An 18341-nucleotide genomic window follows, 5' to 3' on the forward strand; every position below is an offset into this window, starting at 1 on the left:
TATTATTATCAATTAATCAATTATTATCGATTATCGATACAAAGTGAAGTTGCCATAAAACTGGCGTTTGTCGTACAACTGATCATTGATTTCTATAATGTACCAATAATCTCCCGCTGGCATCGAACGTCCATCATACTCTCCGTTCCAGCCTTCTCCTGGTGCTAAGTTCGCTAAACGCCTACCATAGCGGTCAAATATGTAAATACGTGCATTCACATTATTGTCTAAGTACTTAGGCTTCCACACATCATTTTCACCATCGCCATTCGGAGTGAAGAAGTTCGGTACTTCTATATCGTGGTACGGTACCTCTAACGTAAGGGTTACCGTACAACCATTAGCGTCTTTTACCATTACCTCTACTATCTTAATACGTGTACCATCAGGTGCTATGCGTTCTGGATCGTTGTGGTTTATCTTATAAGTAGTGCTATCACCTCTATCTACACCATTGTAATAATAAGTATAGCCCTTCAGATTAGTAACCGTACCTCCTTTAGCCTCTACCTGTATCGTATTGATAGCTGTTGCTGAACTAGTGGTATCAGAAAGGGTGAGTGGCACATATAAATCAATGGTAAAGTTCTTACTTGCACTACAATGTCCACTAACAGGGCTCGTAGTATCGTAATGTACCTCAATAGTCTGACTCGCTATCGTTCTATCGAACTCATATATATAGCCCACATTACCCAATGTACGTACAAACGAGGTTCTTGTGGCTGTGCCGTTAAGACTATAGGTTATCTTGCTAAAATCAACCTCCGGACTGCGGAACTTAACCACCAAATAGTCTTTATAATCATTCGTATTAGCCTCGCAAGTGCCCTCTTTCTCTACGTAGTTCACATTGATATCTGGAAACTCTACCACTGTAAAGGTTAGCGTCTTAGTCATCACACAGCCGTTAGTATCTTTAACTACCAGTTGATAATAAGTATCCTTAGGACTTGGTGGCAAGTTATCAAAAATATCGGTAGTTCCCGTTACATCTCTATGTCCATTTATTTTCTGATTATTATCAGCTCTTACGATGTCGATAGTATAAGTACCTGTACCTCCTACAAGATTTTTAAGCTCTAACTTACCTCCATTCTGACCATTACAAGTGTAAAACTGTGAGTTGTCTTCGTCTATATCAACACTAACAGGTTGAGGATCTGTAAATGTAAAGGTACCTGGTAATGACACCATACAGTTCTTAGCATCATAGAAGTCTACTCTATAAGTACCTGGCTCAATACCCTCAAAAGTGTATTCTGAAGCATTCTTTTCAATGTTTTGTACTTCTACATTGGTAGCCACTGATATTAACTTATAGAAGTACGGACGAGTACCTCCTGCCAGATTGCTCATCTTCAGCTTACCATCTTTAGCTCCTACACAAGTGATAGGGGTCAGCTCAGTAGTTACACTTGCTATCTGTATGCTATCATAAGGATCAACAGTAACGGTACTTGAACCGGTAAACGAAGTACAACCTAATGCATCGGTTATTGTTATCTGATAAATACCTGGAACTCCTGGCCCTGCAGCATTAAGCCCCTCAAAATCTACTCCTGGTGTACCTGCTGGCACATCAGTTTTAGTAACTGCGGCTCCTGGTGTACCACTTATAGGGGTAAGCACTACCGTATAGGTTTGCTGTCCGCCACTAATAGCAAGTCGTACAATTGCATTTTCATTGCTACAGTCTACCGATACCATTTGTATCGCATGAATTACTTTTATCTCATCAGGATTTGATGGTATGATAAAGCGGTGTTTAGCTATCACACAACCTGTCGCATTCGAGGTAGCTTCTATATCATAAGTACCACCTTTTAGCAGACCGGTAACAGTCTTTGTATTGCCAGCCTCGCTACCTGAGATATTTGTAGGTGATGTTGAGCCCACTGAGGTTATCGTATAGGTAAAACCTGCCGATTGGTCGCCATCTGATAGGTCTCTATCGACTACCGATAGGGTTATTGCTCCATAGCCACTATGACAAATAGCCCTCACAGGATTGCTTGATACTATTGCAAAGGTATTAGGGTCTTTTACTGTATGTACCCCCATTATCTTACAGCCTGTTTGCTCGTTGAGTACCTCTATCGTATAGCCGCTGCCTCTTAGGTTCTTAGAGCCTGGCAAGGCTATGGTAAGACTCGGACTTGCCACTGTAGTAACCGTAGCAATACTATTGTCTGTACCTTGAATAGTGTAGCGCAACATTGTACCTGCTATATAGCCTGTAGTACCTACATCTATACGTATTTGTTCATCTACCGCACAAGTAGCCGTTACCGTAGTAGTAATACTTAGGGTAGTAAGCTCAAAGGCTGGGGCTACTGTTACACTTACCGTAACCGAACTACATCCAGCATTGTCTTTTACTAGTACATAGTAACTTCCTCCTGCTAAATCTGGCAAGCTATACTCTGTACCATTACCCAATAAAGTACTACTTGCCGTGCTATAGAACTCAGTAGTATACGGTGGTACGCCTCCTTTTATCTTCGTCACATCAAGTACTACCTTAGGAGTAGAAAGTCCTGTACCGTTTTCGCACTTATACTGTGTAGCGGTCAGTACTCCATCTTCAAAAGTGATAGGCTCTGGTGAGGTTACCACAGTATAAACCCCTGCTGTACAGCCATCTTGGTTTGTGATACGGATATCGTACTTCACACCTTGTGGAGTACCGTGCAAGCCTGTAAAGGTAGCCGAGTGTGTACCCGAGGTAGTAGGGGTTGTTGCCGTTACTGTTAGGGTATTACCCGTAGTAAGGTCGATAGCACTACTAATAGCAAAAGTATACGATTCAGTGGTTGAGCGTTTAGGCATGACTATATCTATACTACCTGTAGGAGTAGCTGTCAGTCCTAAATTACATTTTTCGTGATAAGGTTGTAATACTACGCCAGTCAAATCAATTGGGTCTGGGTCTTGTACTACAAACTCTTTCACTATAGGTCTACAATCTGCTGTCTCCGCATCGTAAATATACATACGGTAAGTAGCTGCTTGAGTAAAGGTTGCCGTACCAAGGGTTATCACCCCACCTGTTAATGCTGTATTTGTAGCAATAGTTGCCCCTGCTATAGCTCCGTTATCAAGACGCTCTAAGGTATAGCTGTACGTACCTGTACCCCCAGATACACTTACTGTTATCTGAGCGGTAGGTGTAGCACAACTCTTCAATTTAGTTACGGTAGCTGTAGCTGTAATAAGTGCCGTAGTACTAAAGGTAGTGCTGGTTGCACAACCATTTACATCAGTTACCGTAATTGTATGCGCTACTAACGGAGTTACTTCTACTTCAAATGATTGGTTAGCTACCGTCCAATTGATTGTTTCAGTCGCAGTTCCATCTAAGCGATAGAAATGAGCCCCTTGTCCTATCTGGCTTAAATCTACTCGTACAGGTATCTTTCCATTAGTATTATTATAAGCTTGACAAGCTAAGGTAGTAACAGTAGCTATACTTGGTATATCATAAGCAGTAACTGTAATGGTACTCATTTTCTGACAGTCAAAAGCATCTCGTACATACACATCCCACACGCCTGCTGGCATATCTACGTATTTAGATGCTATAGTAGTCTGAGTAAATACCGTAGGAACAGCACCACCTGCTGCTACATAATTATAAGTATAAGTAGCAGTACCTCCACTAATGCCTAACCATATCTGTCCGTCAGTTTTACAAGTAGCTTTCTTAGTAGCTACTGTAGTAATCTGCATCTCTATAGCCGAACGTTTGATTTCAAACTCAAATGAGTTTACACAACCACTTGGCGATTCTGTAAAGGTTATATAATACTTACCTGCTGGCAAGTGAGTGTTCACATTAGCTGGAGTGTTAAATGGTGATGTTACACTATTTGCTGCTACTGATTGATGGGTATCAGCTTTATAGATATTCCAACTCATAGCGGAGGTAGAACCATCGTATCCTCCCAACGTATAGGTTAATGTACCATCATTGCCTGCAGCACATTTAACATTCTGTACGGTTAAGGTAGCAGTTAAGCTTGATACACCTGGCACTGACGAAGCCGCTTGCTGTATAGTTCTACACTTAGTAGTCATATTATAAACTACAAAAGTATAGCGTACTCCTGGTGTTAGATTAGGAATAGTTACAGCTACTCCTGTACCCGATGCCGTAGCTAAGTACCAATTATCAGTATTTATACCATCAAGGTTATTAGTGGTTACCATATTAGCAGCCGAACTAGCTGGCGGATTTTGTATACCTGGGCGATATATCGCAAAGTACGCTTTAGTAGTCGAGCTAAAGGTACCCGAACTAGTAGCACTAATAATAGCATGGGTACGCGATACACAACCCGAAATAGTAGGGAAAGTGATGCTCATCACATTCGAGTTCGGATTTATCACTAAATTATGTACTTTGTTACAACCATTAGCATCAGTTATTGTTACCTGATAGTTACCATAGTCTAAACTACCAAAAGCTAATGATATATTATTCGAGGTCGCCGTTTGGGTAGCTTCTGCATTGGTACTCGTGTTAAGTACCTTCACTACATAAGGAGCCGTACCACCTGTAGTCAAACCAACGGTTATTTCTGCCAAATCAGCTGCCGTACAACCCATTTGTTTAGTAATAGTCGCTGTTGACACTAATGGGTCTATCTTATCGATAGTGAATGACTTAGTAGCCACACAACCACGAGCATCGGTTAGGTAAGCGGTATAATTACCCGCTGCCATAGCTGTTGTATTAGTTTGTACTACATTAGCCGCATTGCGTATTACTAGCGTATGCGAAGTAGTACCTACATAGTAATCGGCTGGGGTAATAAGTACCGAACCATTATCTTCACCACAAATAGCTTTTGTTGTGGTAAAGGTATCGCTCAAGAAACGTGGTGGGTCATAGCTAATACGCACCAAACGATCGCGTCTACACTCATTACCATCAGGACTGTAGGTTACCATAAACTGTATGGTGCTATCAGTAGCCACCGGTATAGGTATAGTAACTGAAGCATTAGTAGTATTAGTAGCGATATGAGTAAAAGTAACCCCACCATCTATACTATATTTAAAAGCTTTGTCCATAGTAGGTACACCACCTGTTACCGATAGGTCAAAGGTTTGGCTGCTACTATTACAGCTCGCATACAACTGAGTTGTAGGCGATACCTGCAAACTGAGTGGGGCATATATCTCTGCCGATACAGTAGTCTGACATCCATAACTATCTGTTATCGTAAAGGTATGGACACCTACTTCTAACGCATCAGGGTAAGTATATATCGTATTGTTAAATGTATAGGTATTACCACTACCCACACGCGTTACTTTATAGTTATTGCCATTACCATTAGTAACAGTTAGCACTACTTTCTTCTCAGCATTGCTACTATAACATAATGAGGTAGGAACTGCCGATACGGTAAGGGTGCGCAAACCATCTATTACAAAAGTAGTAGAGGTAGTACAGCCTTTGGCATCTTTTATCACTATAGTATAAGTGCCTGCTGGTATATCGCCTATCTCATAAGGGTTAGGGGTAGGTGTTGAAGGTACAAAAGTTCCATTTACTGTCAGCACTTGATACTGATAACCATCAGTATTACCACCTGTAGCCGATACTTTCACCTTAGCCTTTTCACCATTGAGGCAAGTTACTCGCTCCAATAATACTACTGAAGGCACTATAGGGGTAGGTTCTCCTATCTTGTATTCTACTGTACCGATACAGTTAGGCTGTAGAGCATCTTGTATCTGCACACTACCACTCTGGGTAGCTTCTAAGCCTGTGATAGTAAACACTCCTTGGGCATCAAGAGTAGTAGGTGTCCAAGTAACCATAGAGGTATTAAGAGCTGCTACCGCATATTTAATATTTACCGAAGGTGCATTAAGTACGCGTATACGCACCTGTCCATCAGCGGCTCCTATACAGCTAACATTCTTTTCTGCACCGTATTTCTCTACTCGCATCTGTTTGTTAGCCTCTATATTAATAAGTTTTGTAACTTTTAGTTCACAATAAGTAGTAGCTTGTGCTACTTTCAGATTATCAAGAGCAAAGTCACTACCTAAAGCACCATATGCGTGTGGTGCAGAACTAAGCACTCGTATTTGTATGTTGTTATTAGTAAATCCTGCTACTTCAGCTGCTGTAAAGGTAACACTTAAGTTCTTCCAGCTCGCTCCGTTAGTTACATCTCCTAATGGCTTAGTTCTAAGTGCTGTACCATCAGCTTTGCAAAGGGCAACTCTAAACTGAGCAGGTACTCCACCACTACTTAATAGGCTCACGGCATCTACACTCACCGTTAGAGGTATACCCAAGGCTACTCCCGTAAGAGTGCGCTTATACACTACCTCGTTATTACCATTACCTGCTACGGCTAAGTATCTACCACCTGTAGGGTCAGTAGGTACTGTCCAATTAGCTTTTGCTGGAGCTTGTTTAGTAATGAGTTGTTGTCCATCTTCTAGGGTTGTACTGCTTGTAGCACATACTAAATCAGTATTAGCACTTTCTACACAAGTATCTACATCGCCTGTTCCAAAATCCTCTGTAAAGAGTACATTAGGAGTAGTTGATGAATTCGCTGGGGTATAATACACCGTTAGTGAGTGTGCCCCTGGTGCTAAGGTACGGTGAATAGTATTCCCTACAAGCGTTTGTGTAGCACTACCATCTAATATATACTGGTAGGTTTGCGATACAGTAGACGATACCGTAATCGTTACCGCGCCATAACCATTATCACAACGATATGCTATAGGACTTAAGCTAATGGTCGGCATAGTTGTCAGCTCTACTGTTATCGGAATGCTCACTCGGCAATCTTTACTATCTTTTACATAAATAGTACTGCTACTGCCTATATAGCCTATATTATCAGGCACATAAGTAGCCTCTCCATCAAAACTATAGCGATATGGAGGGGTACCTCCTGATACATTATTTACTGCTACTTTGTATTGATTATTCGCCGTATCACAAGAGCGGTCAGCTACTACCCCCGCATAGGCTCTAAGCGGTGCTTGAGGTGCTTTTATCACTATCGGTTTCTTAGTATAGCGACAAGTAGAGCCTGCTACATTCGAAACCATTTCCACTTCATAAGTACCTGCTGGCAAACCTGTGAAAAGTCCACCGCCAGTAGTTTTAAACACTGGTAACACACGTGCCCCCGCGTTGTCTAACTTATATAAGTTGATAGTACGGTTTACATTCTGACTTCCTGGTGCGAAAATCATATTGATATACCCACTATTAGGGGTACTCTCACATTGTATCTCTTGTGTAGCCGATACAGTAAAGTTATGTGGTGATGGCGGACTTATCAGTACTTTGTTTGAGTATGCCTTCGCTCCATTGCGCTGGTCACCTACTATAAATTCGTATTCACCCACTTGGGTAATATTAGGCACTTCTATATCTACTCCTGTAGCCCCTTGACTGGCTAATTGTATACCAATAGGAGCAGAGCCCAAAGCTGCTGCCTCGTTAGCGTACTGTTTCTGACCGTCTATCTTCCATATATAGAAGCGGTAAGTTGGCTGTCCTGCTTCTGCTTTTAACTGCAACTTAGCCGTGTTGCAAGACCCTTCTTTAAAGCCTTTAAAGGTAGCCGTCATCTTCATATCGGTTTGCTTACCGATAGTCTCATTAGCCGTATACTCACAATTTGGTATCTGGGGTGAAGTAAACTTAAAGCGGTAAGTACCTTCTGTTAGATTTTCTATAATACCTATATTATCGGTCTTTATATCGGTACGCAAAAGAGTACCATTCCTATATATCTCTACCTTATATTGTACGCCACTGGCACTTAGTTGGTAGTCTACCGAACCTTGCTCAAATGGGGTTTCGTCTTTCTTATTAGACAGACTACCTAATAGCCCACTCGTAATCACCTGAAAATAGAACGCCTTATCACAACCTGAGTTTAAGAATTTCAAACGATATAAGCCTGCAGTTGTAAGCGTAAAGGTTTTACCTGAGCTTAATGTACTCCAGCAGTCGTCTGTCTCTATACGGCAGTTAGGTTGGGCTGCTGCCTGACTATTGCAGCTACCATTCCACGTTTGCCACTCATAAGGAGTATTGTTATAAGGTACCGATATAACTTTCGAGCCTCCTTGACAGAGGTAGAACTGACTCGTCCATCCACCAGTTCCTGCACAAGTAACCCCTATATTTTGGGCTTGCGCTTTAATAGGGTCTACCATATTTCCTATTGATTGATAATCAATAGTTTCAGTAACGGTAAGTAGTGTACCGTGACAAGAAATTGTTTTCTCTACCTTATATACTCCTGGGTTTATCGGGCTGTACGAAGGATTCGTCTCTCCTATAATAGGCCCATTGCTATCATACCACTGATAAGAGGTAAAACCTCCTATAGCATTAAAGGTCATCGCTCCTGTACCACACATTAGCTCTTGGCGGCCACAACCCGATACATTTACTGTCGTAGAGATAGCCCCTGTTTGGGTAAACTCAGCTGACTGACAGCCGTAAGGCCCTCCCTCATAGGTAATTGATAAGTTAGTAAGTACATAGCTTTCACAAGGTTTTAGCAGTACACTACAGTCATTGCTTACCTTCATCGGTATACGTATTACCCGTTCTGGGTCGCCCAATTTAAGAGTTGATTGGGTATAATTCTCCCCTATACCAAACTTATACGACTTATTAGAGGCAGTGTAAGCCGAAGTAGGCTGCGGGTTCTGCCAACTACCATCGCCTGCACCACTAAGGTCAGGTGCCCCATTAGGCTGTACTGAGGTATTGTCTGGCAACGTTACATTTATAGTGGCCTTATTAATATTTTCAGAACCTGTATTCTCATACCTTAGCTCGTAGTAAAACTGCTGGTTAGGCTGCAACTGGGTAAGGGTATTACCCCCAGCATCAGTATAACGTTGGGTAGTTTTAATCTGTAGCCCACGCGGCTTAACCGTTATAAGGAAAGAGCAAGAAGCCGTATTGCCTGAGCCGTCTGTAAAGGTATAAGTAACCGTATGTACACCTATATTGAAATAGCTATTAGGAGTGTGTGATTGCCAACGAGTAACTGCCCCTCTACACGTAGGGTAGGCTTCTGGCTCACGCCAACGTACCTGCTTACCGCATTGTCCTTGGTCTACTGTTACCTCTATATCATTAGGACAAGGCGTTCTAAAGTAAGGAGGCTCGTCTATAGGCGGTAGTACCACTGTAGCGGTTTTAGTGTAAACAGTGTTATTAGTACAACCTACATTTGGTTTTAGGGTGTATTCAGCCAAATAGGTAGTAGTGGTATAGATATTCTCCCAGAAGCTCGAACCTATTTTTATAGGGGCTGATGTAGTTTTATTGCCATCAGCATCAAGCTTAAACCACTTAATATCAAAAATATGCTCAGAAAGCCCTAACTTCACCCGCGCCTGATTGCCTGTACAGAAAGGTACAGGGCGGTCTATCACCAAGAACGGATTAAAGGCATTGCTTATATCTATATCTATATCCTTAGGCACTACTTGGCATCGGTGGTCTGTCTCTATACGATAGAAGCCCGTAGTAAGCCCTTCAAAAATATGGAAATACTTATTATCGCTTGCCTGATAGGTTTTAGAGTCTATCAGTGTAGAGGTAGTAGCTGTAGCTGTAGCCTTGCGGTACAAACGGTAAGTAATAGGGAAATACACCTCTTGCCCCGTTACGTCTACCGCTATCATACCCGTAGCGCTACCTTTATGACAAATAACAGGGTTAATTACCGGATTAAGCTTCACAAGCGGCGGAATAGTAATCTCTTTATAAAATTCATTGTTATACAAATACGGAGTAGTAGGGTCTGTAATACTATATCTATCGTATTTATTTGTACCCGTATTATGGAAAAGTCCGTGACTGAGATATACATTAGTAAAATACAACCTATACTTGCCCGGTAATAAGTTAGTAAAACTACCGGTTTGGGCATTGAAATAGTTGCCTCCTGTAGAAGCGTGATTATTCACATACGGCCAAGATTTATATCCCCATTGGTCTTCTATTTCCTGTTGCAAATATACTCTTTCATAATAATTATCATCTGCCACAGTGATATTTCTCCCTATGTTAAAATTTATCTTTCCTACCTCACAATCTTTTTCATAGTTCACTTTAGGGTTAAACGAAACGGCTCCTAACTGATACTCTCTAACGGTCGTAGCTCCACAAGCATCCGTTACAGTAAGGCGGTACCTACCGGCTGGCAAGTTTGTATAACCATAAGTACTCCAATATGTTCTTATTTCCAAGTTTAGTGGGAAAGAAATGGTACGAGTTTTAGTATCGCTAAAAGCAACAGAACCTTGATAGGTGACCGAAGCAACTCCATCAGCTCGCTCTACCTTTAGTTTAAGAGGATAAAAGAATTTATCAATATGATCAGGATATATCTTAAAAGCCCCCGTACCTGCATACATCCCTAAGCCGGTTTGTAGCTTATCCCATATTTTTATAACAGGACGTGCTTGAGGAGTAGGCATTGGCGGAATTGCCCCCATATTGTAATGAGGCACTACAAACTCATTCGAACAAGCTACAGGGCAGCCCCCCGGCTGATTCTTATATATATACCGATAAGTAGCCCCTGGTGTAGATGGATAAGAAGTATTACCTTCATCTACCCAATTCCCTCCTACTTTGCGTTGTAGATTAAAATTAGAATAACCGTTAAGCCAGCCGCCTACATAAGTAGGTCTTGCTTCTCCTGTATTTACATCAGGAAAAGAGGCATTCCTACCTGTATTGCTAGAGTAGCTAGAATGTACTGAGCCTTCATGTCTCGTTAGGGTATAAGTACCACAAGTTAACTCGGTCCAAGAAAAGGAACCATCATATTTATAGCCATAAGCATTATAGATAAGAGTGTTACACCCTCCTGTAGGCATATCTAACTGATGGTCAAACTTAAAGCGTTCTCTAATTGTATTTTTAGGACCCTTTATTACAATCTCTACATCATCACCTTTAGCAAAAGGATAGCCTGGTACTGTATAATAGGCATGATAATAATTAGGAGATCCTGCATAAAAAGAAGAAGAAAAATCAATAGCAGGTTTACTTGAGTTTTTAAAATATGCCACTGCAGTACCTGGTTTAGTAAACCAGTCTCTTAGCTCTGCATTATAATCAGTAAGATTACGCCATAGATAGTCGCCATCTTTCCTACTAATATAAATCTGCATATTGTAGTGGCTACAATTCTCACTACTCTTATACATATAACGGCTTTGGGTAGCTATTTCAATACAGTTTACCGTATATCTATGAACCACGGAAGGTATATAGAAAGACGGATAACGGCGGGTCTCCCCACATTGGTCGCTTACATTGGTCTTATCCTTTACCTGTACTATAATATAGGTATTAGGTTGCACCGCAGGGCTTTTTACCTCTATATAACCATTGTTAGCTGGACGCTGAAAGGTTTGAGTGGGCACTAATACCGTACCATCCATTTTCAGTAGTGTTACCTCAAATGGCCCTATCCCTCCATTGGGGATCTGAAACTTCACCCCTCCGTTTTGTACAGCTCCTCCGCAGTAGCTCACTGGTTGTATAGCGGTAAGGTTCTGTATATTCATAAGCTTATAGTTAGACTCAGCGTCTACCTCGCGCTCATCAAAAGCACCCGTATCCTCATCGCGTACAATCACTTTATACTTAATCTTCTCAACCTTAGTGCCGTTCCATTCTTCAGCCTTTAGGTTATAAAAAGTATATTCAAAAGGAGCTCCTGGCGAAGGCTGCGTCATTCTAAACATATCACCATCGTGCCCCCCCCCTTGTAGCTCTATAATAAACTTACCACTCGAGGGCAAACAAATAGAAGGAAACGGACTCATATCACGGGCTGTTACCTTTATTTGGTTATCAGTAAAACAGTTCCCTTTGATAAAAGTCACCTGTACGTTGATACACTGAGCATAGCCCACTGCACCCAACATCAAAAATAGAATTGCTGTAAGAAACTTTTTCATTGCGTATAAAATACTCATACAATTAATGCCACAAAAGTACTATTTTTTTTTATAACTACCAAGAAGCTCCCACTCACCTCTTAACACTTTTCCATAAAAAAAACCTATTTACTTTATTATCAACAAATTACATAATGTTAAACTATTGTTAATATTAATCACTAACATTTAGCCCTTAGCCTTATCACCTATTAAAACCAACACCTATACTAAAGATACACCTACACTATAGGAACACTATAGGAACACCGAAGGTTCCCCTTTGTCACGTCCCACCTGTCCCAACCCTCCCAATCCTCCCAGCCTTCTCAACCGAAATTAAAAAAAATTAACCATTAATAATTGATAATTAATAAATATTTTATATCTTTGCCACGACTTACACCAAACAACACATTTGCACCGTATTTTTTAACCTTATCATATTGAAAATTAACAGTATATGACAACATTAGTAATATTAGCGGCTGGTTTAGGCAGTCGCTTTGGCTCCGACAAACAGTTAGAAAACATCCATAATGGCAATGCTCTCTTCGATTATGCTATCTATGATGCCCTCGAAGCAGGTTTTGATAACATCGTGCTTATCATCCGTCGCGCAATAGACGACCTCGCACGCCAACACTTAGAAAACCGTTTTGCCGGAGTGCCTATTACTTACGTATATCAAGATGATTTCAACCCTAAAGGAATAGAGCGCAAAAAACCTTGGGGTACGGGGCACGCTATGCTATGTGTAAAAGACTTTGTAAAAGGGGCATTCCTTATCGTAAATGCTGATGACTACTACGGAAAAGAGGGGTACCGCCTAATGTATGAGGCTCTAAACTCAGAAAAAGAAAAGACTTTCTTCTCTGGTGGCTACCTGCTCAAAAATACGCTTAGCGAAAATGGTACCGTATCACGTGGTATCTGCCAAGTAGATGAAAACCACCACTTGCTGTCTATCAACGAGGCTACCAAGTTGCGCAAATTAGATGAGCACACCGCCATAGACGAGGAGACAAACACTCAATATCCGCTAAGCACTTACGTATCAATGAATTTCTGGGGCTTCACTCACGAGGTATTCGAGATAGCCGAACGCTATTTTGCTGATTTCGTAGAAAAGAATAAAGAAAACCCAAAAGCCGAGTTTTACATTCCAATGGTTGTACAACACGCTATCAAAGACTACGGTTACAAATTAGAGGTATTGCCTAACCACGACAGCTGGTTTGGTATGACGTACCACGAAGATTTAGCACTCGTACAAAACGAAATACAAAAGCTAGTAGATAAAGGCGCCTATCCAGACAGGTTTTAAATGCAACAACAGCAGAAAAACAAGAATTTAACAACTAATTATTTATAAGAATGAAAGAAATAGCCAATCAATTCATTTTAGAAGGAGACATCCTTTCTATTGAGCCTTATGGCAATGGGCATATCAATCGCACTTATTTGGTAAAAACTAGTGCTAACAACTATATCCTACAAGGCATTAACAGCAATGTATTCAAAACACCTCTTGCTATTATTGCCAATATCGAATTGCTGTGGGAAACACAGCCCAATAACCACATTATCCTGCCAATGATGCCTACCCAACAAGGGGGACACTCAGTAACTGCTGATGAGGTAGTATGGCGCATCTTCCCTTTTGCTGAAGGTTACACTTCATACGAATTCATAGAAGAACCTTGGCAAGCTGAAAAGGCTGCTAACGCCTATGCTACCTTTATGAAGACGTTTGCTAATATCGACACTTCGCGATTGCAAGCTACTATTCCTAATTTTCACAACGGGCATTTGCGTTTTCAACAGTTAGAAGACGCTCATAAGCAAGCCACTTCTGCTCGCAAAGAAAAAGCTAAACACCTCTACGAATTTGCCCAAGAACACAAAGTTATCTTCGATCTTATCCAAAAAGAAGTAGACGAAAAACGCATTCCGATACGCATCACTCACAACGATACTAAAATCAACAATGTACTTATCAATAAAGCGAATCCTGATGATTTCAGAGTTATCGACCTCGATACGGTAATGCAGGGTATCCTACTATACGATTTTGGCGATATGGTGCGTACCTCTGTCAGTCCAACTGAAGAAAACGAGGCTGATGACAGCAAAATAGTATTTAACACTGACTTCTTCGAGGCGCTCTGCAAAGGTTTTTCGGTAATGAACCCTGTTATGACAGAGGCTGAAAAAGCACATATAGTAGATGGTGCTAAGTATATGATTTTTATCATCGGTATCCGCTTCCTCGCTGATTATTTTAACAACGACATCTATTTCAAAACATCTTATCCTGAAGAAAACTACATCAGAGCACGCAATCAGTTTGTGTTGCTACAACGTTTAGAGGATAAAGAAGCTGAATTAAAAGCTATTGCAAGAAAATATTTTAAATAAACTTTTAGTTATTAGTCGCTTTCTAAGGACTAACGACTAATAACTAACGACTAAAAAAGAATAATATGAAACCACTAGAACAAAAGTTTAAAGAAGTATTCGGCAAAGATGCTGAACAACAATTTTTCGCCCCAGGACGGGTAAATCTTATCGGTGAACATACCGATTACAATGGCGGTAACGTGTTCCCTTGTGCTATCGACAGAGGTACTTACGGATTGGTAAGCAAACGCGCTGACCGTACTTTCCGTATGTATTCTGAAAACTTTGCCGACCTTGGTGTAATGGAATTTACCCTTGATGAATTGGTAAACGACAAAAAACACGATTGGGCTAACTATCCTAAAGGCGTGATTAAAATGTTTGTAGAAGAAGGCTTCAAAATAGACAGCGGCTTCGACTTCCTCGTATCAGGTAACATTCCTAACGGAGCGGGTCTCTCTTCTTCAGCTTCTATCGAGATGCTTACCGGCATTGTGCTTAAAGATTTATTCCACCTCTCTATCGACCCTATAGCTATGGCGCTTTTGGGCAAGAAGGTGGAAAACTTGTTTATTGGGGTAAACTCTGGTATTATGGACCAGTTTGCTATAGCTATGGGCAAAAAAGACCACGCTATACTACTCGATTGCAACACCCTAAAATACGACTACGTGCCTGTAGTGCTTAAAGATGAAGTAATCGTAATTGCTAATACCAACAAACGCCGTGGTTTAGCTGACTCTAAGTACAACGAACGTCGTGCCGAATGCGATGAAGCGTTAGCTGAACTACAAACTAAACTGCCTATCAAAGCATTGGGCGAACTTTCTATTGAAGAATTTGAAGCTAACAAAGACCTTATTAAGAGTCCTATCCGTCAGAAAAGAGCTAAACACGCCGTATACGAAAACCAACGCACGCTAAAAGCACAAAAAGAGCTTTCAGCAGGCAACTTGGCTGAGTTTGGTAAACTGATGAACCAATCGCATATTTCTTTGCGCGATGATTACGAAGTAACCGGTGTAGAACTCGACACTTTGGCGGCTCTTGCTTGGGAACAACCAGGAGTAGTAGGTTCGCGTATGACAGGTGCTGGCTTTGGCGGCTGTACCGTGAGCATCGTGAAGAAAGACAAAGTAGATGACTTTATCAAAAATGTAGGCGAGGCTTACAAAAACAAAATAGGATATGCTGCCGACTTCTACATCGCTGCTGTAAGTGAAGGCGCACGAAAACTTTAATACAAGACAAGAATGATAACCATCAACAAAAGCCTGTTCGGAACTCATAACGGACAGGCTGTCTATCAATATAGTTTACAGAACGCGAACGGTTTTCGCGTGTCTGTACTTAGCTTAGGCGGTACTATTACCGAAATTTGCGTAAAAGACAAACACGGCGTACTTAAAAACGTAGTGTTAGGCTATGCGCATTTAGAAGATTATATAGGCAATGGGGCTTACAATGGGGCTACCATAGGGCGCACTTCAGGCAGAATACACAAAGCTGCTTTCTCTATAGACGGCAAAACCTATCACCTCTACAAAAACAATGGCGAAAACTCATTGCACGGAGGTAAAGAAGGCTTCAGCAGTAAGATTTTCGAGGTAAAAGAGCTCGCTAACGGAATAGAAATGCACTATCTAAGTCCTGATGGCGAGGAGGGTTACCCTGCTACTGTAGATTTCAAAGTGCGCTATACCCTTACTGAAGACGATAGTCTGCACATCGCTTATGAGGCGGTAGCCGATGCTAAAACTTACTTAAACATCACCAACCATAGTTATTTCAACTTGGCAGGCGACTTAGAAGTAAACGGCGATGCTCAAAAGCTACAAATTGCGGCTGATAACATCTGCGAGCTGGCAGAAGGATTAATACCTACTGGCAAATACCTAGCTGTTGAAGGCACAACTTTCGACCTTCGCAAAGGGAAAGTCATCAAGGAAGGTATAGCCGAAGGACACCCTCAGTTCAATATCACTCGTGCGTACGACCACCCTTTTGTGCTCAACCACAGCGGACTGAATGCTGCCCCTCAGTTGGTATTGCATTCTCCTGAAAGTGGCATCACTATGGAAGCCTATACCACCCAACGGGTCGCAGTGATTTATACTGGCAACTTTTTAGACGAGGTACCCGTATTTGATAAGGTATGTACCCCTCAGGAAAAACCTGTTAAGAACCCTCGCTTTGCAGGAGTAGCTATCGAAATGCAGGATTTCCCCGATGGTATCAACCAACCTAATTTCGGAGTAAAACCCCTCGAAAAAGGAGAAGTTTATAAGCACGAAACTATTTATAGGTTTAGACGTTAATAAAAAATGGATATTTACATTGAAATAGAAACCCTTATTACCTATGCAGTGCTGCATAACTTGGTAAAAAAAGAGGATCGCATACTCGTTACCAATGCGGTATTAGAGAGCATTGGTTGTGATAGTTATCGCGAGTTTACCGCTGAAGAGCAGGCTCAAATAACAGCTGCCGCTCAAGCGATTACCTATCCTACAGAAGTACTCGACCGCATTGTAGAATGGGCAGCTACGCAAGGCAAACTTACTGCTGATACTATCACCTACCGCGACCTTCTAAACGCCAAGATTATGGGGCAAGTACTGCCGCGTACTTCGGTGATAGCTGCTTCTTTTTGGGAAACTTACCAAAAAGACAAAGTACAAGCTACAAATGACTTCTATGAGCTAAACAAACAGAGCAATTACATTCGTACCGATAGGATTGCTAAGAATATACTATGGGAACACCCCAGCAAATATGGTAATTTAGAGATTACTATCAACCTATCTAAACCTGAGAAAGACCCTCGCGATATTGCCGCTCAAAAAGATGTAGTAGCCACTAACTATCCCAAATGCTTGCTCTGCAAAGAGAATGAAGGCTATATGGGGCGGGTAAACCACGCTGGCAGACAAAACCTGCGTGCTATCCCTCTCAACTTGGCAGGCGAGGATTGGTATTTTCAGTATTCACCCTACATTTATTACAATGAGCACTGTATCGTCTTTTCGAGTGAGCACCGCCCTATGAAGATAGACCGCGCTTGCTTTGAGCACGTGTTGAGCTTCGTCGCACAATTTCCTCATTATTTCCTCAGTTCTAATGCCGATCTGCCTATAGTAGGAGGTTCGATACTCTCACACGACCACTTTCAAGGAGGTAAGCACGAGTTCCCGATGGAAAAAGCTACTGTAAAGGAAAAAGTGCAGTTTAAAGGGTTTGAAGATATAGAAGCAGGTGTCGTAAACTGGCCTATGAGCGTATTGCGATTGCGCGGCGACAAAGACCGCCTTATCGACTTAGCTGACCATATCTTGCAATCGTGGATAGGCTACAGCGATGAAAGCCTTGGTATTTACGCCTATACACAAGGAGTGCGCCATAATACCGTAAACCCTGTAGCTCGCTTCAAAAATGGTCAATACGAACTCGACCTTGCTTTGCGCAACAACCGCACTGATAGTGCTCACCCAATGGGGATATTCCACCCTTACGAACACCTACACAATATCAAAAAAGAGAATATTGGTATTATTGAGGTGATGGGGTTAGCTATCCTGCCAGGTAGACTCAAAACTGAAATGGCAAGTATTAAAAAGCTCCTTGCTGAAGCTATAGCTGCAGGCAAGCCGTTTGAGAACGTATATGCACAGATGAGCAACGACGAAGCCCTTCAAAAACACGCTAAGTGGATAGAGCAACACATAAGCAACTACCCTACTCCACTCACTTCTAATAGTTTAGACAGTTTTATTGATAAGGCTATCGGAGATACTTTCTGCGAAGTATTAGAAAACTGCGGTGTTTTCAAACACACTCCAGAAGGTGAAGAAGGATTTAGGAAGTTTATAAAAGCAGTAAACAATCTTTAAGAAGATAGGGAATTAGTAAATTTGCTAATTCCCTATCTTTTTACTACTTTTGCACTTTAATTTTTT

Annotated in this window: 6 protein-coding genes; 5 read left to right on the forward strand and 1 reads right to left on the reverse strand. The window is 41.5% G+C overall.

The features are described from left to right. Nucleotides 1–30: 30 nt before the first annotated feature. Complete coding sequence (locus FOC45_RS08350; RefSeq protein ID WP_155846653.1) at nucleotides 31–12003, reverse strand: T9SS type B sorting domain-containing protein; 11973 nt, start codon at nucleotides 12001–12003, stop codon at nucleotides 31–33. A 442-nt stretch (nucleotides 12004–12445) separates the two neighbouring features. On the opposite strand from FOC45_RS08350, the gene FOC45_RS08355 reads away from it, so the two are divergent. From FOC45_RS08355 to FOC45_RS08375, 5 genes are all read left to right on the forward strand, one after another. Further along, nucleotides 12446–13309: a sugar phosphate nucleotidyltransferase gene (locus tag FOC45_RS08355; protein ID WP_009388634.1), complete on the forward strand. Its 864-nt coding sequence runs from the start codon at nucleotides 12446–12448 to the stop codon at nucleotides 13307–13309. Nucleotides 13310–13359: 50 nt separating this feature from the next. Further along, entirely contained in the window at nucleotides 13360–14403 is a 1044-nt protein-coding gene (locus FOC45_RS08360) for a phosphotransferase enzyme family protein (protein WP_009388636.1), read from the forward strand. A gap of 65 nt (nucleotides 14404–14468) precedes the next feature. Then, nucleotides 14469–15626 carry a galactokinase gene (locus FOC45_RS08365; protein ID WP_009388638.1) on the forward strand — a complete coding sequence of 386 codons (1158 nt, stop codon included), beginning with the start codon at nucleotides 14469–14471 and terminating at the stop codon, nucleotides 15624–15626. 12 nt (nucleotides 15627–15638) lie between these two features. Continuing rightward, nucleotides 15639–16703, forward strand: coding sequence for an aldose epimerase family protein (locus tag FOC45_RS08370; protein WP_009388640.1), 1065 nt, complete (start codon nucleotides 15639–15641; stop codon nucleotides 16701–16703). 6 nt (nucleotides 16704–16709) lie between these two features. Then, the gene (locus FOC45_RS08375) at nucleotides 16710–18275 is read left to right on the forward strand and encodes a UDP-glucose--hexose-1-phosphate uridylyltransferase (RefSeq protein WP_009388641.1); all 1566 of its coding nucleotides are present in this window, start codon (nucleotides 16710–16712) and stop codon (nucleotides 18273–18275) included. Nucleotides 18276–18341: the final 66 nt, after the last annotated feature.

The sequence above is a fragment of the Capnocytophaga sp. FDAARGOS_737 genome (genome assembly GCF_009730375.1).
GTDB lineage: Bacteria > Bacteroidota > Bacteroidia > Flavobacteriales > Flavobacteriaceae > Capnocytophaga > Capnocytophaga leadbetteri.